This window comes from Kitasatospora sp. NPDC057518 (assembly GCF_042802075.1).
Taxonomy (GTDB): domain Bacteria; phylum Actinomycetota; class Actinomycetes; order Streptomycetales; family Streptomycetaceae; genus Kitasatospora.
Genome location: NZ_JBHVEU010000103.1, coordinates 1 through 22,304, shown reverse-complemented (window position 1 = coordinate 22,304; position 22,304 = coordinate 1). Strand labels below are relative to the sequence as shown.

General features: G+C 73.3%; 19 protein-coding genes. 8 read left to right on the top strand and 11 right to left on the bottom strand.

Annotated features, from left to right (window positions below; all coding sequences use genetic code 11):
* Window positions 1-56: 56 nt before the first annotated feature.
* The gene (locus ACFU7Z_RS13485) at window positions 57-1,535 is read right to left on the bottom strand and encodes an MFS transporter (protein WP_074005493.1); all 1,479 of its coding nucleotides are present in this window, start codon (window positions 1,533-1,535) and stop codon (window positions 57-59) included.
* 77 nt (window positions 1,536-1,612) lie between these two features.
* Here ACFU7Z_RS13485 and ACFU7Z_RS13480 point away from each other — a divergent pair, with 77 nt between their 5' ends.
* On the top strand, window positions 1,613-2,008 hold the full coding sequence (locus ACFU7Z_RS13480; RefSeq protein ID WP_158077779.1) for a MarR family winged helix-turn-helix transcriptional regulator: 396 nt from the start codon (window positions 1,613-1,615) through the stop codon (window positions 2,006-2,008).
* Window positions 2,009-2,018: 10 nt separating this feature from the next.
* On the opposite strand, the gene ACFU7Z_RS13475 is transcribed toward ACFU7Z_RS13480, so the two are convergent.
* From ACFU7Z_RS13475 to ACFU7Z_RS13455, 5 genes are all read right to left on the bottom strand, one after another.
* On the bottom strand, window positions 2,019-3,080 hold the full coding sequence (locus ACFU7Z_RS13475; protein WP_380740013.1) for a TauD/TfdA family dioxygenase: 1,062 nt from the start codon (window positions 3,078-3,080) through the stop codon (window positions 2,019-2,021).
* Window positions 3,077-4,075: a ThiF family adenylyltransferase gene (locus ACFU7Z_RS13470; protein WP_053111967.1), complete on the bottom strand. Its 999-nt coding sequence runs from the start codon at window positions 4,073-4,075 to the stop codon at window positions 3,077-3,079. Before ACFU7Z_RS13470 ends, ACFU7Z_RS13475 begins: the two co-directional genes overlap by 4 nt.
* A complete protein-coding gene (locus ACFU7Z_RS13465) occupies window positions 4,072-4,947 on the bottom strand; it encodes a hypothetical protein (RefSeq protein ID WP_380777599.1) in 876 nt (291 codons plus the stop codon). Before ACFU7Z_RS13465 ends, ACFU7Z_RS13470 begins: the two co-directional genes overlap by 4 nt.
* On the bottom strand, window positions 4,944-6,155 hold the full coding sequence (locus ACFU7Z_RS13460; RefSeq protein ID WP_074005496.1) for an acyl-CoA dehydrogenase family protein: 1,212 nt from the start codon (window positions 6,153-6,155) through the stop codon (window positions 4,944-4,946). Before ACFU7Z_RS13460 ends, ACFU7Z_RS13465 begins: the two co-directional genes overlap by 4 nt.
* A 68-nt stretch (window positions 6,156-6,223) precedes the next feature.
* Entirely contained in the window at window positions 6,224-6,544 is a 321-nt protein-coding gene (locus ACFU7Z_RS13455) for a hypothetical protein (RefSeq protein ID WP_074005497.1), read from the bottom strand.
* A 137-nt stretch (window positions 6,545-6,681) separates the two neighbouring features.
* On the opposite strand from ACFU7Z_RS13455, the gene ACFU7Z_RS13450 reads away from it, so the two are divergent.
* Complete coding sequence (locus tag ACFU7Z_RS13450) at window positions 6,682-7,038, top strand: helix-turn-helix domain-containing protein (RefSeq protein ID WP_063780062.1); 357 nt, start codon at window positions 6,682-6,684, stop codon at window positions 7,036-7,038.
* Between the two features lie 247 nt (window positions 7,039-7,285).
* On the opposite strand, the gene ACFU7Z_RS13445 is transcribed toward ACFU7Z_RS13450, so the two are convergent.
* Window positions 7,286-7,480: a DUF397 domain-containing protein gene (locus tag ACFU7Z_RS13445; RefSeq protein WP_074005498.1), complete on the bottom strand. Its 195-nt coding sequence runs from the start codon at window positions 7,478-7,480 to the stop codon at window positions 7,286-7,288.
* Window positions 7,481-7,678: 198 nt separating this feature from the next.
* Here ACFU7Z_RS13445 and ACFU7Z_RS13440 point away from each other — a divergent pair, with 198 nt between their 5' ends.
* From ACFU7Z_RS13440 to ACFU7Z_RS13430, 3 genes are read left to right on the top strand one after another with little or no spacing between them, the layout of a single operon-like run.
* A complete protein-coding gene (locus tag ACFU7Z_RS13440) occupies window positions 7,679-9,142 on the top strand; it encodes a TIR-like protein FxsC (RefSeq protein WP_380777598.1) in 1,464 nt (487 codons plus the stop codon).
* A complete protein-coding gene (gene fxsT, locus ACFU7Z_RS13435) occupies window positions 9,139-13,134 on the top strand; it encodes an FxSxx-COOH system tetratricopeptide repeat protein (RefSeq protein ID WP_375876388.1) in 3,996 nt (1,331 codons plus the stop codon). The genes ACFU7Z_RS13440 and fxsT overlap by 4 nt, the downstream gene beginning before the upstream one ends.
* A 31-nt stretch (window positions 13,135-13,165) precedes the next feature.
* A complete protein-coding gene (locus ACFU7Z_RS13430; protein ID WP_380777597.1) occupies window positions 13,166-14,134 on the top strand; it encodes a 2-hydroxyacid dehydrogenase in 969 nt (322 codons plus the stop codon).
* 7 nt (window positions 14,135-14,141) lie between these two features.
* Here the strand turns inward: ACFU7Z_RS13430 and ACFU7Z_RS13425 are convergent, their stop codons facing one another.
* The 3 genes from ACFU7Z_RS13425 to ACFU7Z_RS13415 all read right to left on the bottom strand — a co-directional run bounded on the left by ACFU7Z_RS13425 (window position 14,142) and on the right by ACFU7Z_RS13415 (window position 17,018).
* Window positions 14,142-15,053: an alpha/beta fold hydrolase gene (locus ACFU7Z_RS13425; RefSeq protein WP_049649964.1), complete on the bottom strand. Its 912-nt coding sequence runs from the start codon at window positions 15,051-15,053 to the stop codon at window positions 14,142-14,144.
* An 11-nt stretch (window positions 15,054-15,064) separates the two neighbouring features.
* The gene (locus ACFU7Z_RS13420; RefSeq protein ID WP_049649965.1) at window positions 15,065-15,982 is read right to left on the bottom strand and encodes a DUF4231 domain-containing protein; all 918 of its coding nucleotides are present in this window, start codon (window positions 15,980-15,982) and stop codon (window positions 15,065-15,067) included.
* 271 nt (window positions 15,983-16,253) lie between these two features.
* Window positions 16,254-17,018: a sugar isomerase domain-containing protein gene (locus ACFU7Z_RS13415; RefSeq protein ID WP_049649966.1), complete on the bottom strand. Its 765-nt coding sequence runs from the start codon at window positions 17,016-17,018 to the stop codon at window positions 16,254-16,256.
* Window positions 17,019-17,238: 220 nt separating this feature from the next.
* Between ACFU7Z_RS13415 and ACFU7Z_RS13410 the strand changes: the two genes are divergently transcribed.
* The gene (locus ACFU7Z_RS13410) at window positions 17,239-17,931 is read left to right on the top strand and encodes a metal-dependent transcriptional regulator (protein WP_049649967.1); all 693 of its coding nucleotides are present in this window, start codon (window positions 17,239-17,241) and stop codon (window positions 17,929-17,931) included.
* Window positions 17,932-18,428: 497 nt separating this feature from the next.
* Here the strand turns inward: ACFU7Z_RS13410 and ACFU7Z_RS13405 are convergent, their stop codons facing one another.
* Window positions 18,429-19,139 (bottom strand): bifunctional DNA primase/polymerase, encoded by a 711-nt coding sequence (locus ACFU7Z_RS13405; RefSeq protein ID WP_053111970.1) that lies wholly within the window; start codon window positions 19,137-19,139, stop codon window positions 18,429-18,431.
* Window positions 19,140-19,445: 306 nt separating this feature from the next.
* Between ACFU7Z_RS13405 and ACFU7Z_RS13400 the strand changes: the two genes are divergently transcribed.
* Window positions 19,446-20,822 (top strand): hypothetical protein, encoded by a 1,377-nt coding sequence (locus ACFU7Z_RS13400; protein ID WP_049649968.1) that lies wholly within the window; start codon window positions 19,446-19,448, stop codon window positions 20,820-20,822.
* Between the two features lie 178 nt (window positions 20,823-21,000).
* Window positions 21,001-22,233, top strand: coding sequence for a hypothetical protein (locus ACFU7Z_RS13395; RefSeq protein WP_380777596.1), 1,233 nt, complete (start codon window positions 21,001-21,003; stop codon window positions 22,231-22,233).
* Window positions 22,234-22,304 lie beyond the last annotated feature (71 nt).

Below are 22,304 nucleotides of genomic sequence, written 5' to 3'. Positions count from 1 at the left end.
GCGGGGGGCCGGTCGGGCGTTCCGGGGGGCCGGTTCGGCCCGGGGAGGGGGTGGTTTCAGGACTCCGTGGTCGCGGTCTGCCCGGCGGCACGGGTCAGCCGGTGCAGGCCCAGGGCGATGCAGGCGGCGAGGGCCGCGCAGATCACGACGGCGAGGAAGCCGTTGCCGACGCCGGTGGTCATGGCGTCCGGGGCGGTGGCGCCGGAGGCCAGCTCGCCGTCGGTGGAGGTGGCCAGGATGGTGCCGATCACCGCGATGCCGAGGGCGGCGCCGCTCTCGTTGAAGGTGTTCAGCAGGCCGGAGCCGACGCCGGACTCCTCGGGGAGCACGTGGGAGGTGCCGACCCCGTACAGCGGGACGAAGCAGGTGGGCAGGCCGGCCCCGATGACGGTCAGCGCGACGATGGCGACGACGGTGCTGGACGGTCCGGTGACCAGGACGGCGGCGCCGGCGATCTGGGTGAGTGCGCCGATCAGGTAGGTCAGGCCCGGGCCGACGGCGCCGATGAGGTTGGGCACGACGGAGGCGAAGACCAGCGCGGCCAGGCCCATGGGGAGCATGGAGAGGCCGGTGGCGAAGGCGCTCATGTCGTGCGCGCCCTGGAAGTAGTTGCTGGCCAGGTAGGAGCTGCCCATCATCACGATCGCGGCGAGCAGCAGCCCGAGGCTGCTGAGCCAGTAGGTGGGGATGCGCAGGAGGTGCAGCGGGAGCAGCGGGTCGGACTTGCCCAGTTCGGCCCGGGCGACGCCGGCGAGCAGGAGTACGGACAGGCCCATGCTGGCCCACGCGGTGACGGAGGTCATGCCGTCGTGCAGCCGGATCAGGCCGAAGGACAGGCAGGCCAGGCCGGCGGTGGCGAAGAAGGCGGTGGGCAGGCGCAGCGGGCGGCGGCCGTCGGCGCGCATGGCGGGCAGGCTGCGCAGGCCGATGATCCCGGAGGCGAGGCTGATCGGGATGTTGATCAGGAAGGCCCAGCGCCAGCTGACGGCCGAGACGACGAGCCCGCCGAGGACGGCGCCGAGGATGGCCCCGATCACGCCGAGGCCGCTCCAGGTGGCGAGGGCGGCCTTGCGCTGGTCCTCGTTCTGGTACACCGTCACCACGATCGACAGGGCGGCGGCGGAGAGCACCGCGGCTCCCAGGCCCTGGAGCACGCGGCCGGCGATCAGCAGTTCCTGGTTGCCGGCGAGGCCGCACAGGACGGACGCGACGGCGAAGGTGGTCAGGCCGGCCAGGAAGGACCGGCGCCGTCCGACGACGTCGGCGACGCGGCCGCCGAACAGCAGCAGGCTGCCGTACATGAGGATGTAGGCGCTGATCGTCCACTGGAGGGCGGTCTGGTCGGCGGGGAGCTCGGAGCCGATCGAGGGCAGCGCCACGTTCACGACCGTCGAGTCCAGCATGACCATCAGCTGGGCGACGCCGACGGCGGCCATCGGCATCCAGGAGGTCTTGGCGGGTTGCCGCTCCTGCCCCTGCTCGGTTCCTCGGTCGTTCTCCTGCTTGGCGTCCACGAGTGAGATTGCCTCAGTCATCGGTTCTCCTTTCCGGGGCAACAAGATACATGCGCATGAATCGACATGGAAGGGGGGTCGGATCTAGACTGCGGAGCGTGGCGAACACTCCTCTTGCCGATCGGTGGCTGTCCCTGGTGCGCGTCTGCGCGCAGATGAACCAGAGGATCGAGCACACCCTGTCCGACGAGTTCGACCTCTGCGTGACCGCGTACGAGATCATGGAGGTGCTGTGGGCGGAGGGGGACTGGGTCCGCCCGGGAGAGGTCAGTACCCGCACCTCGCGCAGCCAGCCCCAGGTCTCCCGGATGCTGACGCAGATGGTCGACGCGGAGTACGTGGACCGCAGGCCCTCCCCGGGCGACGGCCGCGGCTACCAGATCCGACTCACCGAAGCGGGGCGGGAGGTCTTCCGGCGGGCGGCCGCGACCGTCGACGGAGAGCTGAAGCGGATCACCGACGAGAACGCCGACGCCCGGGTGTGGATGGCCTGAGCCCGGGGCGTCAGACGCCGGCCGTGCCCACCAGCACGCGCTCGGCGCCGGCCGCCACCGGGGTCACCGGCCGGTGGCTGCGGCCCTGACCGCCCTGGCCGAGGTGGCCGTTGAGCGGCCGCAGGTCGGTGACCACGAAGGAGCGCCGCAGCCAGCGGTCGTTCCCGTCGTAGCGCGGGGTGAAGTCGGTGCGCCCGTGCACCGCACGGCGGTTGTCCAGGATGATCAGGTCGCCCGGCCGGAGCACCAGCCCCTTGAGCGTGCGGCGCACGGCCTCCTCCAGCCGCTCCAGCGCGGTCCGCGCCCGCGGCGTGGTCGCGACGGTGGCGTGGAAGTCCACCATGAGGTCCGGGCAGTCCTCCTCGCCGGAGAGGACCGGCATGGGCGCGGTCAGCACCCCCACCGAGGCGTCCGGGACGAAGGAGGAGCTGAACCTGGTCCGGAACTCCGGCCGCCGCAGGGCCGCCACCGTCTCGGCGTCCAGCAGCGGCAGGGCGTCGCCGATCCCGCCGCTGACGGTGGCGGCGACCTGGTCGTGGTCCGCGCGCAGGCAGACCAGGCTGAGGAAGTGCGGCGGGTTGGGGTGGAAGCCGTCCTCCGTGTGGAGCTCCAGCAGGACGGAGCCGCTGTTCTCCTGGCGCTGCTCGGCGCCGCGCTTCGGGCAGACGTCCTGGACCAGCCGGCCGTCCTTCTCGTCGCTGTAGGAGATGGAGCGGCCGAGCATCGACATGACCATGAGCTGGCTGATCGTCGCCACCGGGACCTCCGACCAGGTCGGCTCCGACTCCGGCCGGTCCGGGGTGGCGGGCAGCGTTCCGACCGGCAGGCCGGCGAGCAGGAGGCAGCCGCCGGCGTTGCTGCGGTCGCGGAACGCGATGAGCGCCCGCCGGACCGGGGCCGGCAGCGCGGCGGCCGCCAGCTCGACCGCGTGCAGCAGACCGGCGTCGTGCAGCGAGTGCCCGCGGAAGTCGAGGGCGACGGCCAGCGCGGCCCGGGCGATCTGCTCCGACTCCTCTGCGGTCAGCCGGATGCCGGCGCTGCGGATGTCGGTGTAGGTGAAGTCACTGGTCATGGTGCTGTCCTCTCTCTCGACGGGCCGGCCGCGCGCAGGGCCCACTGGCGGCGGGCCCGGTAGACCGGTGCGGGGGCGAAGCCGTTCCAGGCCTGCTCCGGCGGCAGCCAGGCGAGGAAACGGGCCCGCTCCAGGTGGCGGTGGAGGCGGTCGACGAGGCGCCGGCCCCTGGTCATCGCGACGTGGTGGACGTCCACCGCGACGGTGCGGGGCAGGGGCCGCCCGGAGACCAGGACGTTGACCATGTGCACCGCGAGCGCGCCGAACTGGGTCGCCGCCTCCGTGAGTTGGGGAACGCTGTAGTCCGGCCGGGCCAGGCCGCGGCGCAGCTCCCGGTACATCTCGCCGGGGATGTGCGCCCGGGGCGCGATCCGGAAGACCACCTCCCAGGTGTCCAGACGCTCCTCGTCGCCCGGGGCGATCTGGCCGTCGAAGATCTCCCGGACCACCCGGTAGTCGAAGCACTGGGCGGCGAGCATCCCCGCCATGTCCCAGGCCGTCACCAGCGGCTTGCGCTGGCGGCAGGCCTCCTGGTGCAGGCGGATCTTGGCCGCGAGGCCCGAGGGGGTGGTGACGTCGACACCGTCGACGATCACGTCCGCCTGCTCCACCAGCGCCCGGACGTTGGCCGCGGTGATGCCGTCCGGGACGACCCGGGCGTCGACGTGCGGGTTGATCCCGCGCAGCAGATCGACGCCGACGGAGGCCTTGTTCCGGCCCAGGTCGTCCACCGTGGCGTTCTGCCGGTTCAGGTTGTTGAGCTCGTACGTGCCCACGTCGGCCAGGACGAAGTGCCGGTACCCCATCCGTCCGAGCGGCTGGACGGTGGCCCCGCCGATGGAGCCGCAGCCGGCGATCAGCAGGCGCGTCCGGCCGATCCGTTCCTGGAGTTCGTCCGGGATCAGGCCCTGGTTGCGCTGGGTCAGGCACGCGTAGAACTGCGCCTCGTCCAGCTCACGGGCCTGTTCGGGGGTCTCCACGTCGATCGCGGTCATGACCGGGCCTCCAGGAAGTCGACGAGTCGGGAGCGCACCGAGCCCTCCTGGCCGGAGCCGAGCACGGTCCGCAGGTGTTCCAGCGTCGGCCGCAGCGCCCCGTCGTCCGTGAGGACGAAGGGGTACGAGCGCTCCTGCTGGTCCCACATGGGGGCGAAGAGGTCGGTGGGGTCGGGCGGGACGGGTGCGACATCCAGCGTCCGCACCGCGAAGCCCAGCAGGCGCAGCTGGTTGACGGCCCCTTCGAGCTTGCCGTCGCCCACGATCGCGGCGGCCGGGTCGCTGTCCAGCACCTCCAGGCAGCCGGCCGCCCAGGCCAGGTAGACCCACCAGGGGACGCTGACCGCGGCCTGCGAGCGGGGCATCGCGTAGTCGCGGACCAGGCGCTTGCCCTCCCGCACCAGGTGCGAGGGGGTCCGCGGGCCGAGGTGCTCGGCCAGCGGGAGGGCGTAGTCCCGCTCGACGACGAACGGCCGGTGGCCGGGGTCGCCGAGCGGGGTGTCGGCGTGGTCGCGGGCCGCGGCCAGGGTTCCGTAGCCGCGCAGGCGCCCGGTGGACCGTTCCACGACGAGGGTGTGGAAGTCCCGCAGCGCGAACTCGTCGTACGGTTCGGCGCGCAGACCGCGGGCGGCCACCGCGGCCGCGTCGACCCACCCGCGCTGGAGGTACTGCACCAGGCGGAAACGGTAGACCTGGTCCAGCGCGGCGGCCGGCAGCCGCGCGCCGGCGACGGTCAGGACCAGCAGCCCCTCGGGACTCACCGCGTGGAAGAGCGGGTCCCCGGTGAGCGACTCCTCCAGGCCCGGCAGGGTGATGTCGGCGCCGTCGCGCAGGAGGTCGTCGCGGTGGCGGTCGGCGAGGGCGGTGGTCATCGGATCTCCGGGACGGAGAACAGCTCACCGGTGATCACGAGCGCGAGCGCCTCGGGGGAGCCCTCGTAGATCCGCGGCCCGTAGGCGTCCCGCAGGACCCGGTCCATGCCGTCCCCGCGCTGGAAGGCCTGGGCGCCGATCAGGGCCATGGCGGCGTCGGCGTTGTCGATGGCGGCGCGGTCGGCGACCAGCTTGGCGACGGCCGGCTCGTACGCGGGGGTCGGGATGACGTTGTCGGCCTTCACCGCGGCGTCCAGGTACAGGGCCCGGGAGGCGGAGACGCGCGCGGCCATGTCGGCGAGCTTGCGCGCGGACATCTGGTGCTCGTACAGCAGCCGGCCGCCCTGCCGGCGGCTGCCGCTCCAGGCGACGGCCCGCTCCAGGGCGTGCCGGGCGATGCCGGTGGCCAGTGCCGCGCAGGTCACCCGGGTCACGTTGCCGATCGCCACGTTGAGGTCCCACCCGCCGGCCAGGCCGTTGAGGACGTTCTCCTCGGGGACCCGGGCGTCGGTGAAGACCAGCTCGCCCGCCGGCGCGGTCCGGTAGCCGACCTTGTCGTGGATCTCGCCGCGGGTGACGCCGTCCTGCTCCAGGTCCGTGACGAAGCAGGTCAGGCCGGTCGATCCGGGCTCGCCCTCCAGGTTGGCCATGACCGTCGCGTACGTCGCCACCGGGGCGTTGGTGATGTACCGCTTGGTGCCGTTCAGCAGGAACTCGCCGCCGGAACGCCTCGCGCTGGTCATCTCCTGGGCGTGCGGCGCGTTCTGCGGGAGCACCAGGTCGGTGCCGTTGCGCTCCTCGGCCACGGCGTTGCACGCCAGGACCGGGTCGGGGCCGAGGAACTTCGGCAGGTAGCGCTCCTGGAGGCGGGTGTCGCCGGAGATCAGGATCGGGGTCTGGAACAGGCCGGTCGCGCCGAAGACCACGGCCATGCCGGGGTCGGCGGCGGCCAGCTCCTCCAGGACGAGCGAGACGGCGATCTGGCTCAGCCCGAGGCCGCCCAGCTCCCGGGGGATCGCCATCCGCAGCAGGCCGACCTGGTGACCGGCGCGGACGGTGTCCCAGTCCACCTGGCCCTTCTCGACGGCGTCGCGCTCGGCGGCGCCGGGGGCCACCTGGTCCTTGGCGAACGCGACCACGGTGCGCAGGGCGTCCGCCTCGTGGGCGGCGAGCAGCGGGTGGTCGGCGGGGGAGTGGAGGGTGGACATGGGTGCTCCTTGTCTGGGGTGGTGGACGTCCGGAGGGCTCGGAGTCCGGGATTCCGGACTCCGGGTGCTCAGCGGCCGAGGCCGAAGGCCGCCAGGGCCTGGCCGAAAGCGAAGGTCTGCATCACCGGGCCGTGCGAGGACAGCCGGCGGCCGGTGACGGAGCGCATGAAGGTGCGTCGGCCGGAGGTGATGTCCAGCAGGTCGGCCCAGCTGATCCGCAGCACGTGGGTCGGAGCGTCGTCGGTGGTCCGGCCCTGCGGGTCGAGGGTCACCTCGGTGTCGGGGTCGCTGAGGACGAAGCGGACGGTGGCCCCCGCGGCGGCCCACTCGGGCGCGGCCTGGGCGGCCGCGGCGAGGGCCGTGACGGTCTTCTCGGGCGAAATGGTCATGGGGAACCCCTGGGAAGTGGTGATCGAGGAGGTCCCCAGTTATAGATCAGGACCGTGATCCACTTCACCGTGACGACCGCACCCCGGGGAGTTATGGTTACCCCGAAGTAACAGCCGGTCCACGGGGGGAGACCGAAATGAATGGTGACTGTCTTGCGCGTCTGGTAATGGACCGCATTGGCGAGCGGTGGACGATGCTCGCCTGTCAGCAGATTTCCGCCGGTGCGCGACGATTCTGCGATCTGAAATCCGGCATGGAGGGCGTTTCGGGCAAGGTGCTGTCCGAGACGCTGGTCCGCCTGGAGCGGGACGGCTTCATCGGGCGCCGGGTCGTCGGGAGCCGTCCGCCGGCCGTGATGTACGAGCTCACGCCCATGGGGGAGAGCCTGTTGCGACTGGTCGAGGGCATCGTCGCCTGGTCGGAACTGTACGGCGAGGACATCGAGCGGGCGCGCCAGGCGTACGCCGACCTCGAACTGGCCGCCGTCGGCTGACCGGGGCGCCGGGCGCGCGATCGTACGGGATCAGGGCGTCGTTCCGGTGCGGTGCAACCGGTCGAAACATTGTGGAAATGATTTCTTCGCACGCGCGGCCCGGCGAATAGCCGGTCGACCGCGGGCCCGGCCCATTCCGCACCGCGGAACCGGCCGGGTCCGCGGCGGTGCGGAAGCTCGCGGGAGAAATCGGGAAAGGCGCTGAATTGTCCGGCTTTCCCGTTCCCGCCTCAGGGGCCCGGCGGGGTCAGGCGACGAAGTGGTCGAACTCGCCGGCCTTGGCGCCGCGGACCCAGGCGTTGAACTTGATGCGGGTGGTGGTGACGACGAGGGTGGGGTCGTTGGACTGCCGGATGTAGACGTGGTCGCCCGCGGAGGCGATCTCGATCCAGTCATCCTTGTCGCTGCTGGTGCTGGACCTCTGCCAGTCGAGGTGGTCCACGGATGCCCTCCTGGTGGTGCGTGGCGGCCGGAACGAGGGTACTGCTCCCTGTGCACGGGTGGCGGCATCGTTTCGGTCATGTCAATTCGTGCGAGACGTTGTGCTATTCCATTGGGGTGTCAGTCGTTCCTACACTGAAGCCCCGCCGCACGGGGGCTGCGGGAGGCAGGTTTGCCGACGGGCCCGGGGGAGGCGCGTGTGACTGACCGGGGCTGGGACGAGGACGACGCCCGGCCGTACTTCTTCCTCTCCTACGCGCACACCCCCAAGGCCGGTGCGCGGGGCGCGAGCGACCCGAACCACTGGGTCAGGCAGTTGTACCGGGACCTCTGCGAGGCGGTGCTGCAGCTCACCACCGTCCCGGACGGGGTCGCGGTCGGCTTCATGGACGAGTCCATGCACCAGGGCGAGTTGTGGGCCGAACGGCTGTCCGACGAGTTGGCGACGTGCCGGGTCTTCGTACCCCTGTACTCCCCGAGGTACTTCAACAGCGTCCCGTGCGGCCAGGAGTGGCACGCCTTCACCCGCCGGCCGGTCTACCCGGCGAACCTCGACTCCGAGCGCACCAGCGGCATCGTGCCGGTGCTGTGGGCGCCGATGAGCCGCTACCGGCTGCCGAACGTGGCCAGTGAACTCCAGTTCAACCACACGAGCTTCGGGCCCGAGTACGCCACCGAGGGGCTCTACGCGCTGATGAAGCTCAGCTACTTCCGCTCCTCCTACGAGCTGGCCGTGCACCGGCTGGCGGCCCGGATCGTCCAGGTCGCCGAGGAGACGGTGATCCCGGTCGGGCGGCGGCTGGAGTTCAACACCCTCCCGAGCGCCTTCAACGTCACCGCCCCGACCAAGCAGCTGCGGATCTCCGTACTCTCCTACCACCAGAACGAGTTGCCCGCCGACCGCAGCCCCGACTACTACGGCGAACGGCGCACCGACTGGCACCCGTACCGGCCGGTCGGCTCGCCGATCGCCCAGCACGCGGCCCGTCTCGCCCGGCAGTTGGGGTTCCAGCCGACCGTGCACGAGTTCGACGACGAGGTCGAGTCGATCATCGACGGCAACGCCGAGGCACCCGGCCTGCTGCTGCTCGACCGCTGGGCGCTGCGCGACCCGCGCCGGCGCGAACTGGTCCGGCGCTTCGACCGCTCGGACGCCACCTGGGTGAGCATCCTGGAGCCGTTCAACGGCGACGACCCCGAGTGCGCCGAACGCTCCGACGAACTCGGCGACTTGAGCGACGATGCGCTGCGCATCACCCGGCGCGCGAGCCGGCCGAGCTTCCTCGGCGCGACCGGCCCGACCGGGCTGCACACGCTGGAGGACTTCGACGACGCGCTGCCCCGGGCGGCGATGAAGGCCAAGTACGCCTTCGAGGGCCGCACCCGGGCCGAACCGGAGGAACCGCCGCCACCGCGGCCGAGCCTGCGGGACGCGTTCCGGCGCCCAGGAGGAGGGTACGGGTCGGACGGAGCCCCGGCGGACCCCTTCGGGGACGAGCAGGGGGACGACCCCGCCGACAGCAGAAGCAACGGCAACGGCCGCACCCAGCACCGGAGTCGGAACAACGGCAACGACCCGCACCGCGAGCACGCACCGTACCGCGACGACGGCGATGAACCCGATGACGGGATGGCGCCCTTGGGAGGACGAGGACCACGATGAGCGATAACGTCACGAGGAACCTGCGCCTCGGCGGCCTCACCGCCGCCGACCTGGCCGCCCAGCGGCAGGCGGCGGAGCAGGACCGCAACGGCCGGATCATCACCTTCTACTCGTACAAGGGCGGCACCGGCCGCACCATGGCGCTCGCCAACACCGCCTGGATCCTGGCCGCCAACGGGTTCCGGGTGCTCACCGTGGACTGGGACCTGGAGGCGCCCGGCCTCGCCAAGTTCTTCCACCCGTTCCTCGACCAGGCCTCGCTGGCCGGGACCACCGGCATGATGGACCTGATCGCCGAGTACCGGGAGGAGGCGCTGCGCCCGGTCGAGCACGCCGAGGGCTGGCACCTGGACTTCGCCCGGGTGCACCCGCACGCGCTCTCGCTCATCTGGCCGCACTTCCCGGCCGGCGGCAGCCTGGACTTCCTCTCCGCGGGCCAGTTCAACCGCGACTACTCCGAGGCCGTCACCCACCTCGACTGGGACATCTTCTACGACCGCTTCGACGGCGGGCAGTTCTTCGACGCCCTCAAGGCCGACATGGCCAAGCGCTACGACTACGTGCTGATCGACTCCCGCACCGGCCTGTCCGACATCGCCGAGATCTGCACCGTCCAGATGCCCGACGACCTGGTGGTCTGCTTCACCCTCAGCGACCAGTCCATCGACGGCGCCTCCCGGATCGCCCAGCACATCCACGACCGCTACCGCGAGCGCGGCATCCGCATCCTGCCCGTCCCGATGCGCATCGACGAGGGCGAGAAGGAGAAGGCGGACGCCGGCCGCGCCCTCGCCCGGGTCCGCTTCGACGGGCTGCCGACCGGCTTCGAGGGCGAGGAACTCGCCCAGTACTGGGGCTCGGTGGAGATCCCGTACCGGCCGTTCTACGCCTACGAGGAGATCCTCGCGACCTTCGGCGACCAGACCGGCACGCCCACCTCGATGCTGGCCGCCTGCGAGCGGCTCACCTCCATGATCACCGAGGGCCGGGCGGCCGGCCTGCCGCCGATGGACGAGGAGGTGCGGCTGCGCTACGTGGACGCGTTCACCCGCCGCCGCCCGTCCGTGCCCGCCGACCTCTACCTCTCCTACGTCCCCGAGGACCGGATGTGGGCGGACTGGATCGAGTCCGTCCTGACCAGGGCCGGCTTCCGGGTGCTGCCGCGCGACCTCAGCGCCGGCACCGACCCGCGCGAGGAGACCGAGCGCGGCATCGACTCCGCGTACCGGACGGTCGCCGTGCTCTCGCCCGCCTACCAGCGCTCCCCGCAGGCGCGGGCGCTGTGGGAGTCGGTGGTCAGCTCCGACCCCTCCGGCACCCGGCGCCAGCTGCTGCCGGTCCGGGTCGGCGACGTCCGGCTCACCGCGCCGTTCAGCAACCGCAACCCGGTCGACCTGGTCGGCCGCGACGAGACCCAGTCGATCCAGAGCCTGCTGCGCGCGCTCGGCCGCGGCGACTCCCCGCTCGACGAAGCGCCCAGCGGCGGCCCGCGCTTCCCCGGCAGCAAGCCCTCGGTGTGGGACGTCCCGCCGCGCAACCCCTCCTTCACCGGCCGCGCCGCCGTCCTGGAGCAGCTGCGCAACCAGCTGCGCGGCGGCATGGCGGCCGTGCTGCCCACCCCGCAGACCCTGTACGGGCTCGGCGGCGTCGGCAAGACCCAGGTGGCCCTGGAGTACGCCCACCGCTTCATGTCCGACTACGACCTGGTCTGGTGGATCGACGCCGAGCAGATCGAGCTGGTCGCCCCGGCGCTCGCCGAACTCGCCCGCCGGCTCGGCCTGCGGGTCGGCGACTCGGTCACCGAGGCGGCCGAGGCGGCCCGGGAGGCGCTGCGGCGCGGCGTGCCCACCTCGCGCTGGCTGCTGATCTTCGACAACGCCGACGAGCCCGCCGAGATCCGCCGGTTCTTCCCCGGCGGCTCCGGCCACATCCTGGTCACCTCCCGGAACCAGGCCTGGACCGGGCACGCCGAGGCGCTGGAGGTCGACGTCTTCACCCGCGGGGAGAGCGTCGAGCACCTGTGCCGGCGCGCCCGCAGCCTCTCCCGCCCGGACGCCGACCGGGTCGCCGAGGCGGTCGGCGACCTGCCGCTGGCCGTCGAGGTGGCCGCCGCCTGGCTGGACACCACCGGCACCCCGGTGGAGACCTACGTCTCCCAGCTGCACGCCGAGGCCGCCCGCGCGCTGGCCGTCGGCCGCCCGGCCGACTACCCGACCCCGGTCGCCGCGACCTGGAACGTGTCGATCGGACGGCTGCGCCAGCAGTCCCCGGCGGCCGTCCGGCTGCTCCAGCTCTGCGCCTTCTTCGCGCCCGAGCCGATCTCGATGAACCTCTTCTACAGCGACCAGATGATCCGGGCGCTGGTGCGGTTCGACGCCGACCTCAGCGACAAGTTCATGCTGGGCAAGGTGATCCAGGCGATCGGCCGGTACGCGCTGGCCAAGGTCGACGCCGGCAGCAACAGCTTCCAGGTGCACCGGCTCGTCCAGGCGGTGATCCGGGCCGGGATGACCGCCGACGAGCAGGAGGTCGCCGTCCACGAGGTGCACCGCATCCTCACCGGCGCCCGGCCCGTCCTCGGCGACACCGACGACCCGGCCAACTGGCCCGCCTTCGACGAGATCTGGCCGCACCTGTCGCCGTCCAAGGCGCACAACTGCGACGAGGCGGACACCCGCCAGCTGCTCATCGACCGGGTCCGCTACCTGTGGAAGCGCGGCGAGCTCGACCGCGCCCGCGACCTCGGCCACGCCCTGGACGTGGAGTGGACCGGCAAGCTCGGCGAGGACGACCGGCAGACCCTGCTGCTGCGCTTCCAGCTCGCCAACGTGCTGCGCTCCCAGGGGAACTACGGCGAGGCGCTGGCCCTGGACGAGGACACCCTGGAGCGCCAGCGGGCTCTGCTCGGCGAGCACCACCCGTACACCCTGATGACGGCCGGCTCGCTCGGCGCCGACCGCAGGGCGCTCGGCCGGTTCCAGGCCGCCCTCGACCTCGACCGCGAAATCCTCGACCAGTTCCGCGAGTTGTTCGGCGACGACAACCCGCGCACGCTCTCCATGGCGAACAACCTGGCGATCGACTACCGGCTGGTCGGCGACAGCGAGGCGGCCCGCGAACTCGACCAGGAGACCCTCGACCGGCGCACCGCCGTCCTCGGCCCCAAGCACCCCTACACCCTGTCCACCAAGTCCAACCTGGCCCGCGACCTGCGCGAACTCGGCGACTACCGCGGCTCGGTGGACCTGCTCCAGGAGGTCACCTCCGACCTCGGCGACGTGCTCGACCCGGACCTGCCGGAGAACCTGCGCAACGCCAAGTCGCTGGCCGTCTCGCTGCGCCGGATCGGCCAGCTCGCCGAGGCCCGCCGGATCACCAAGGAGACCTACGAGCGCTACCTGGAGCGCTACGGCGCCGACGCCCCCGACGCGCTCGCCTGCGCGCTCAACCTGGCCGCCGACCACAGCGCCTCCGGCGACAAGGAGGCCGCCCGCGACCTCTGCTCCACCGTCTTCGAGGGCCACCGGCGGCTGTTCGGCGACGAGCACCCGTTCACCCTGGCCTGCGCCAACAACCTCGGCATCTACCTGCGGGGCAGCGGCGACGTCCCGGGCGCCATCGAGCGCGGCCGGATCACCTTCGAGGGGCTGACCCGCTCGGTCGGGCCCGAGCACCCGTACACCCTCAACGCGATGATCAACCTGGCCAACGCCTACGGCGACGACGGGCAGCTGGACCGCGCCGAACGGCTCGGCCGGGCCGCGTACCAGGGGCTCTGCGACCGCTACAGCGCCCAGCACCCGGACGCGGTGGCCTGCGAGGCCAACCTGGCGATCACCCTGCGGTCGGGCGGGCGGCACACCCAGGCGGCCGAACTGCGGGCCCGGGCGATCTCCGAGCTGATCCGGCAGTTCGGCGAGGAGCACCCCAACACGGTCGCCGCGCGCGGCTGGAAGCGGATCAACCGGGACCTGGAGCCGCAGCCGGTCTGACCGGGCAGGGGGCGGGGTACGCTGCCGGACCATGAGCACCCCGCCCCCGGTCCTGGTCACCCGGCGCCTCGCCCCCGGCGTCATCGAACGGCTCACCGCGCACCACGCCGTCACCTGCCACGACTCCGACCTGGCGATGGACCGGGCCGCCCTGCTGGACGCCGTCCGCGGCCGGCGGGCCGTGATCACCACCCTGGACGACCGGGTGGACGCCGAGTTCCTCGACGCGGCCGGCCCGGGGCTGGCGGTCGTCGCCAACCACGCCGTCGGCTACCACAACGTGGACGTGGCCGCCTGCGCCGAACGCGGGGTGCTGGTCACCAACACCCCCGGCGTGCTCACCACCGCCACCGCCGACATGGCCTGGGCGCTGCTGCTGGCCGCCACCCGCCGGCTCGGCGAGGGCGAGCGGCTGCTGCGCTCCGGCGCGCCCTGGACCTGGGCGCCGAACTTCCTGCTCGGCATGGAGCTGGCCGGCACCCCGCTGGGCGTGCTCGGCATGGGCCGGATCGGCCAGGCGGTGGCCCGCCGGGCCCGCGCCTTCGACATGCCGGTCGGCTACCACAACCGCCGCGAACTGCCGCCCGAGCAGGCCGGGGGCGCCGACTGGAAGCCGCTGGAGGAACTGCTCGCCACCTCCACCGTGCTGGTCGTCACCTGCCCGTTCACCGCCGACACCCGGCACCTGCTGGACGCCCGCCGGCTCGCCCTGCTGCCGCGCGGCGCGGTGGTGGTCAGCATGACCGCGGGCGTGGTGGACGAGGAGGCGCTGGCCGCCGCGCTGGAGTCCGGCGCGCTGTTCGCCGCCGCCGTGGACAACTTCGAGCGCGAGCCGGCCGTCCCGTCCGCGCTGCTCGCCCAGGAGCGCGCCGTGCTCGCCCCGCACCTGGGCAGCGCCACCGTCCGCACCCGGCAGGCGATGGGCGGCCTGGCGGTGGACAACGTGCTGGCGGTGCTCGGCGGTTCGGCGCCGCCGACGCCGGTGGTCCAGCTCATCTGACGGCGGCTCAGCGCCCCGGACGCCGGTGGAGGTCCGAACCCCCCGGGGCACCCCAGCCGGCCGCCCAGGCCAGCGCGGTGGTCATCACCCGGAACGCCCCGAAGTGCGCGGCGCCGGGCTCCAGGAACAGCTCGGCGTCCGGGATGTGGTCGGCCAGCCAGCGGGAGTGGTCGACCGGCGAGAACTGGTCGTCCGCGCCGTGCCAGAGCCAGGTCGGCACCCGGACCGACCCGACCTCGAACCCCCAGTCGGCGGTGAAGGCCAGCACGTCGTCGATCCAGCCGTCCGCGCCGTGCCGGAACGCCTCCCGGTAGTTGCTCTGGAGCATCCGCCGCAGCCCGCTGTCGGCCACCACCTCCCGGTCGGCGGCGGAGAGTTCGGTGCGCAGCCCGTTCAGCAGCCGGACCGGGTCGTCCTTGATCTGCCGGGAGCGGAACTCCATCGCGTCGGCGATCCGGCCGTGCCCGCGCTCGGCCTCCTTGTAGGCGCGGACGTTGGACGGGGTCATCCCCGCGTACCAGTCCAGACCGGTCGCGTTGCGCGGGGCCAGGCCGACCAGCACCGCCGCCCGGCTGACCCGCTCCGGCAGCAGCGCCGCGCAGGCCAGCGCGTGCGGGCCGCCGCCGGAGCGGCCGAGCACCGCGAAGTTCTCCAGCCCGAACTCGTCCGCGATGGTCCGCACGTCCGCGGCCGCCGCGCTCACCCGGCGGCCGAACAGCCGGGTCGAGTCGCCGTAGCCGGGCCGGTCGTACGAGATGAGCCGTACGCCCAGCCGGTACAGCACGGTGCTGCGCGGGTGCGGGCCGACCCGGCTGCCGGGCATGCCGTGCAGCAGGAAGACCGGACGGCCGCGCGGGTCGCCGAGGGACTCCACGGCGAGGGCGCGGTCGTCCGCCGTCTTGACCGTCCGTAACGACACCTGCGGCCTCCTCAGTGCTCCGGGTCGGTTGCGTGCTCCCGGTCGGTGGTGGTGCGCACCTCCCGGCGCGCCTGCCAGGTGGTGTGCTCGCGGGAGATCGCGTCCTCGGCGTCCCGGGCCAGGCGGGCCCAGACCTCCTCGGCCTCCATCGACTCCAGGTCCAGCTGGGCGAGTTGGCGCTGGACCTGCGCCAGCTCCTCGGCGGCCAGGGCGTACGCGGCGGCCAGCGGCCGGTACTGGCGCAGCTGCGCCCAGGCGGCGACCGAGGCGGCCACCGCCGACACCGTGCCCAGCGCGTCGTAGCCGAACGCGCCGAGCGCCCGCAGGACGGCGAGCACCAGGCCCAGCGCGGGCAGCAGCACGCCCAGCACCCCGGCCCAGTGCCCGGCGCGGGCGCAGTAGCGGGCCTTGGCGCGGTACCAGTCGTGCTGCAGCCGGATCCGCTCGGCCAGGTACACCTCGCGGCGCACCGCCAGCGGCTGCCCGCGCAGGTCGCGCATCGCCGGGGTGATCTCCACCCCGGCGTCCGGGACGCCCACCGGGGTCTCCCGGAACGCGCCGAGCACCCGGGCGAGCTGGAAGCGGTACAGCCCCTCGGCGTCCGGCAGGGGGCGCGGCGGGGGCTGGTAGGCGTCGGCCCGGACGGCGTACTTCCAGGCCAGCGTCTTCACCGACTCGGCGGCCGCCCGGCCCTCGTACCAGAGGCCCTGGGGGTTCTGCCGGCTGATCACCACGGCCAGCGCGATCGCGCCGAGGTAGGCCGCCGCCGCCGGCCAGGCCCAGGGCTCGCCGTCGGCGGAGCCGGTCGCCGCGGCGACCACCAGCAGGACCAGCTCCCAGGCGGAGAGCAGCACCGAGCGCCGCTGCCCGCGCAGTGAGGCCGCGTCGGCGGCCCAGAAGAACTCGGGCAGCAGGTCCCGCTCACGCACCCACCCGGTCCGTCCCGCAACAGACGCCATGTTCGGCCCCCACCAGTCGCTCCGGTCGCACCGCTCTCCTGCCCCGGGCGGCTCGCCGGTACGCCTGGTGACGGCCGGGGCGGCCGGATGTGGCCGGGAAGACCCGGTGGTTGTCCGGTACTCCCCGTGTTCGGTCCGGCACCCAGCGTGCGGGAGGCGGTGGGGGCGTGCGGCGGCCGACGGGTGTGCGCGGGCGACCTGCCGGTGCGGACCGGCGGGTTCACCCGGGCGGGAGTGCGGCTCAGTAGGTGTAGAAGACCCGCTCGGCGTTCTCGGCCATCTGCTTCGCGTTCCACTCGGTGCCGCCCGGGACGTTGCCGGAGCGGAACAGCGGCGGCGCGGGGCACTCCCCGGCGGCCGCCCGGTCGGCCAGCCGGCCGACCGCCGAGGCGACCACGGCCTGCATCAGCGCGCTGGTCACGATGGTGGAGACCGGGCCGAAGGTGGTCTCGGCGCCGGGGTGGGTCAGCTCGCCGTCGCCGACCGCGATCTTGCTGTCCAGCACCACGTCGCAGTGGTCCTTCAGGTAGGTGCCGGTCGGGTGCGCCGAGGGCACCTCCCGCGGGTACGCGAGCGAGGTCACACCGACGACCTTGAGACCGCGGTCCCGGGCGTACCGGGCCAGCTCGACCGGCATCACCTGGCGGCCGGAGAGCGAGATCACGAACAGCAGGTCCCCGGCGGTCGCCGGGGTCAGGTCCAGGGTGGCGGTGGCCAGCCCGGAGACCCGCTCCAGCGCGCTGGACAGCGGCGCGGGCATCACCGTCACCCCGGCCATCCCGGGCACGTTCAGCAGGTTCACCGGGACCAGCCCGCCGGCCCGGTAGACCACGTCCTGGGCCGGCAGCGCGGAGTGCCCGGCACCGAAGGTGAACACCCGGCGACCTTCGGTCATCGCCTCCGCCAGCAGCGCGGCGGCAGCCTCGATGGTGTCGGCCTCCTCCTCGCGGACCCGCTGGAGGTGGGAGATCGCCGCGTCGAAGTACCGGCCGACCAGGTCGTTCATCTGCTGCCTTCGCTCTCTGCCGGTGGGGGATCCGGCCGGGTGGGGTGGTCCGGGTGGTCCAGACCGCCGGTGGAGAAAGCTTCGGCGAGCACGGTCGCGCCCCGGCGGCATCGTTGTCAACAGGAACAAAACGGGTCCCCGGAGCCCCGGGGCGGACCCGGTTGTCGGTCCGGTACGTCAGAATTGGCGGTGAGGACACCGAAGAACGGAGCCAGCGGCGATGTCTGGGCTGATCGACACCACTGAGATGTACCTTCGCACCATCCTGGAGCTGGAGGAGGAGGGCATCGTCCCGATGCGCGCCCGCATCGCCGAGCGCCTGGAACAGAGCGGTCCCACGGTCAGCCAGACGGTCGGCCGGATGGAGCGCGACGGGCTGCTTCAGGTCGCCGGGGACCGCCACCTGGAGCTGACCGAGGAGGGCCGTCGGCTCGCGGTGCGCGTCATGCGCAAGCACCGCATCGCCGAGTGCCTGCTCGTCGACGTGATCGGCCTGGAGTGGGAGCAGGTGCACGAGGAGGCCTGCCGCTGGGAGCACGTGATGAGCGAGACGGTCGAGCGCAAGGTGCTCGCCATGCTCGGCCACCCCACCCAGTCCCCGTACGGCAACCCGATCCCGGGCCTGGACGAGCTGGGCGACACCAAGGCCGAGGGCGAGGGCTTCGACGCCGGGCTCGTCCCGCTGGACACCGTCAAGCCGGGCGAGGCCGGGGCCGACGTCGTGGTCCGCCGGATCGGCGAGCCGATCCAGACGGACAGCGCGCTGATGAGCACCCTGCGCCGGGCCGGCGTCCGGCCGGGCTCCACGGTCAAGGTGAGCGCCGGCGTCGGCGGCGTGCTGGTCGGCACCGGGGACAACGCGGCGGAGCTGGGCAAGGACATCGCCCAGCACGTCTTCGTCGCCCAGGCCTGAGCCCGTACCGCGCCTGAGTACTCCGGTACGCCGGGTGCTCCGGTACGGCGAAGGGGCCCGCTGCTCCCCGTGCAGCGGGCCCCTTCGTCCTCCCCATCCCCTCCGTCCCCTCCTGCTCCCTCCCGCTTCCCCTCCGTCGCCGCCGCCCGGCTTCCCCGTCCGAGCGCCCCTGCCGGCGTCCCCACACATCGCAATTCCTCCCCTCGGCCGATCATGGCAATCCTTGAGTGCTGTCACTCGTACGAGGGGCTTTGCCGGTTGACCAGCGGGTACACGGAGGCCTTATCCGGACATGCGTATGACGGGCCCCGTCCCCGGTGGGGGACAAGGCCCGTCACTCGCGCGCGTGGTGTCGCGCGGAGCACGCCCTCACCCGATCGGCAGAGGGCGGCTGGTCTCGGGGGCGTCCGACACGCCCGGGGCCGAACGGAGCAGGCCGGATGGCGCGGCTCGGACGGAGTGGGTCGGACGGAGCGGGTCGGGGGAGCGGCCCGGGCTCAGCCCACCGGCGCGGGCTGGGCGGCCCCGGCGGTGCGGACCGAGGGCGCCTCGCGGCCGCAGGCGTACGCGAGCGGGCTGATCAGTTCCGCGGCGTCCGGCAGCCAGCGGTTGAGCGCGGTGGGGGAGCGGGCCCACTGGGCGTACCCGAGGGAGCCGATCCGGGACGGCGGGGCGACCGTCCAGTCCCCCTCGCCGCGGGCGACCAGGTCCAGCCGGCCGGGCGGCCAGCCGAGCCGGCGGAGCATCTCCGGGAGCCTGGCCGCGACCCCGGGCAGCACCAGGAAGTGCAGCCGCCGTCCGATCCGCCCGGGCGCGGCGGGCTGGACCGCCACCGGTCCGAGCTGGAGGTCCATCCGCTCCATCCGGGCGAGCGCCAGGCAGCCGGCCGTCTCCGGGACGTCCAGGACGTCGAACGAGCGCCCGGTGGGCAGCAGGATCGACGCCTGCGACCGCTCGGTCCACCAGCTCCGCACCGCGCCGGGGCCGGCGCTCGCCTGTCGCGCCCAGTCCGGGTCCAGCGGGTGGGCGCCCGGCAGCGTGCAGCGCCGGTCGCCGCAGGAGCAGCGGACGCCGCCGTCGCCGTCGTCGACCAGCCAGGCGCCCGGGGCGACCTCCCAGTGGCGGGTCTCGGCGTAGCCGACGGCTTCGATGAGTAAGGGGGGCGGAGCGGCCTTCTCGTTCCGGTCCGCGTCGGGGATGTCTTCCACGGGGTGCTCAACTACCGTGCGTGAGGCTGGTTACGGCCCGGAGCCGCCCGGTTGGGTGCATCGCGGCAATGTCACCCGTTCCGGTTAGTCGACCGAGTTGAAGGGCCCGAGGGCAGGCGCAGCGGGGGCGCACAGGAGCATTTACCAGGGCGCAAGGGGGGTGCGGTTCGTCACCGTGGGTATCCCGCTGGCGTTGCTGATCGCTAACCTGGTGTCAGATTCCTTGGACGGTCGGACAGTCGGCAACAGATCAGCAGAATCGTCGCCCGCCGGCCGGGACCGGAGGGTGTGGGGAGGCGAAGCCCAATGGCCGCGAGACCACTCGTCGCACGACAGCCCAACGAGCGTCTGCAGCAACTGATCCAGGAGGCCAGCTGTTCCAATGCCGGCCTGGCCCGCAGGGTCAACCTCTGCGGCGCCGAGCACGGGCTGGACCTTCGGTACGACAAGACCTCCGTCGCCCGCTGGCTGCGCGGGCAGCAGCCGCGCGGGCAGGCGCCGGCCGTGATCGCCGAGGCCCTCGGCCGCAAGCTCGGCCGCAGCGTGTCGGTCGAGGAGATCGGCATGGCGGACGGCAAGAACCTGAGCTCCGGCATCGGGCTCCAGTTCGCGCCGACCATCGGCGCCGCCCTGGAGCAGGTGTGCGAGCTGTGGCGCAGTGACGTCGGCCGGCGGGACTTCCTGACCGGCGCGACGGTCGCCGCCTCCGCGCTGGTGGAGCCCAGTCGGGACTGGCTGATCACCCCGCCGGACCCGGTGGTGGCGCGGGCCGGCGGCCCCCGGGTCGGTCCGACCGACGTGGCCGCGATCAAGGCGACCACCGCGATGCTGGTCGACCTGGACCACCGCTTCGGCAGCGGCCACGTGCGCCCGGTGGTGGTGCACTACCTCAACTCGGTGGTCTCCGGCCTGCTCGGCGGCGCCTACCGGGAGGAGACCGGGCGCCAACTCTTCGCCGCCGTGGCCAGGTTGACCGAACTGGCCGGTTACATGGCGGTGGACACCGGACAGCCCGGGCTCGCCCAGCGCTACTACATCCAGGCGCTGCGGCTGGCCCAGGCCGCCGACGACCGCGGCTACGGCGGCTACGTGCTGGCCGCCTCGATGAGCCACCTGGCCGCCACCCTCGGCAACCCGCGCGAGATCGCCCAACTCGCCCGCGCCGCCCAGGAAGGCGCCCGCTCGGTGGCCACCCCGACGGCGATGGCGATGTTCTACGCCGCCGAGGCCCGCGGCCACGCCCTGCTCGGCGACGCCCGCTCCTGCGAGACGGTGTCGGCCAGGGCGCTGGAGGCGATGGAGAAGCGCCGCCCGGAGGACGACCCGGACTGGATCGCCCACTTCGACGACGCCTACCTCGCGGACGAGCTCGCCCACTGCCACCGGGACCTGGAGCAGGCCGGCCCGGCCGAGCACTACGCCCGGCGGGCGCTCGACCTGCACCCGCCGACCCGGGTCCGGCGCCGCGCGGTGGACCTCGTCCTGCTGGCCACCGCCCAGCTCCAGCAGCGGGACCTGGAACGCGCCTGCGAGACGGGCACCCAGGCGGTCCGGCTGCTGAGCGGGCTGCGCTCCAACCGGGGCGTGGAGTACCTGGACGAGTTCCGGCGCCGCCTGGAGCCCTACCGGGAGCAGCGGGTGGTCCGGGAGTTCCACGCCCGGGCCGACGCCGAGGCGGCCTAACCAGGGGCCGCCGCGGATCGTCTGTGCAGGGAGCGTGACGGATGTCCCGCCCACGTGGTCACCCGGTGAGGCGAACCGGTAGCGTGGGCGCGACGTCCAATGGAACTGTGATGCTCCCAAGAACCGACGAGATGTGGTCCGCCGTCAGTGCGCGGTCCTGCACAGGTGAGGAATCGCGTTGAGTCAGCGCCGCTCGTACCCGAACTCCGGTGACTTCAACCTGGACGACCTGTTCCGCCCCGAGCCCGGCCAGCCCCAGGGCCAGCCGGGCCAGCCGGGCCCGCCGCAGGCCCACTCGGCGGTGCCGCCGGTGGGACAGCCCTCCGGGCAGCCGGAGTACCTCGGCGAGGGCGCGCACGCGCTGCCGACCCAGGCCATGCCCGCGCAGCCGATGCCCGGCCAGTCGATGGCGGGCCAGCCGATGCCCGCGCCGAACGCCCCGTGGGGCGCGCCGCAGCCCGGCTACGGCGCCGCGCAGCCCGGGTACGGTGCGCCGCAGCCCGATCCGGCCCCGGAGACCCAGTACCTGCCGCCGTACCCCGGCGGCGACCCGCAGACGGCCGGCTACCCGGCGGCGCAGGCCCAGCCCGGCTACCCGCAGCCGCAGCCCGCGCCCGGCTACCAGGCCTACCCGCCGGCCGCGCAGCCGCAGTCGGCCTACCCGGCGCAGGACTACCACCAGGGCTACGCCCCGGAGCAGGGGCAGGACTACGGCCAGGGCTTCGACGCGACCCAGGCCGGTGGCTCTGGGCGGGGCGGGCGTCCGTCCAACAAGCTGATCATCGGCGGTGTGGTGGCGGGCTGCGCGGCGGCCGGCATCCTGGTCGCCGTCCTGATGAACGGCGGCAGCGAGCCCACGGACGACACCAAGAAGACCGGCCCGGTGGCCGCCACCGCCGGCGCCACCGGCACCGGCGCCCCCGGGACGGCGAGCGCGAGCGGCTCCGGCGCGGCCGTCGACCCGGACGTCAAGGCCCAGGCGCAGCCGCTGTCGGACCTGCTGGGCACCGCGAGCGACAGCCGCAGCTCGGTGGTCTCCGCGGTCGCCTCGGTGCAGAAGTGCGACAAGCTGCCCGAGTCCCAGCAGGCGCTGACCGCCGCGGCCGGCAAGCGGCGCGAGCTCCAGAGCAAGCTCGGCCAGCTGAAGACCGACAAGCTGCCCGGCGGCCAGCAGCTGGTCGACCAGCTCAACGCGGCCTGGACGGCCTCGGCCCAGGCCGACGACGAGTACGCGGCCTGGGCGCAGGACGCCCAGGGCGCCTGCGACGCGAAGAAGCAGGACAACCCGCACTACAAGAACGCCGTTCAGGCCAGCGGCACCGCGACCACCGCGAAGAAGCAGGCCGCCACGCTCTGGAACACGATCGCCGCCCAGAGCGGACTGCCGAACCGGAACGACGGCGACCTCTGAGCGGCGGCGCCCGCTGAGCGACGGCGACCTCTGAGCGGCGGCGGCCCCTGAACGACCGGAGGGGACGGGCC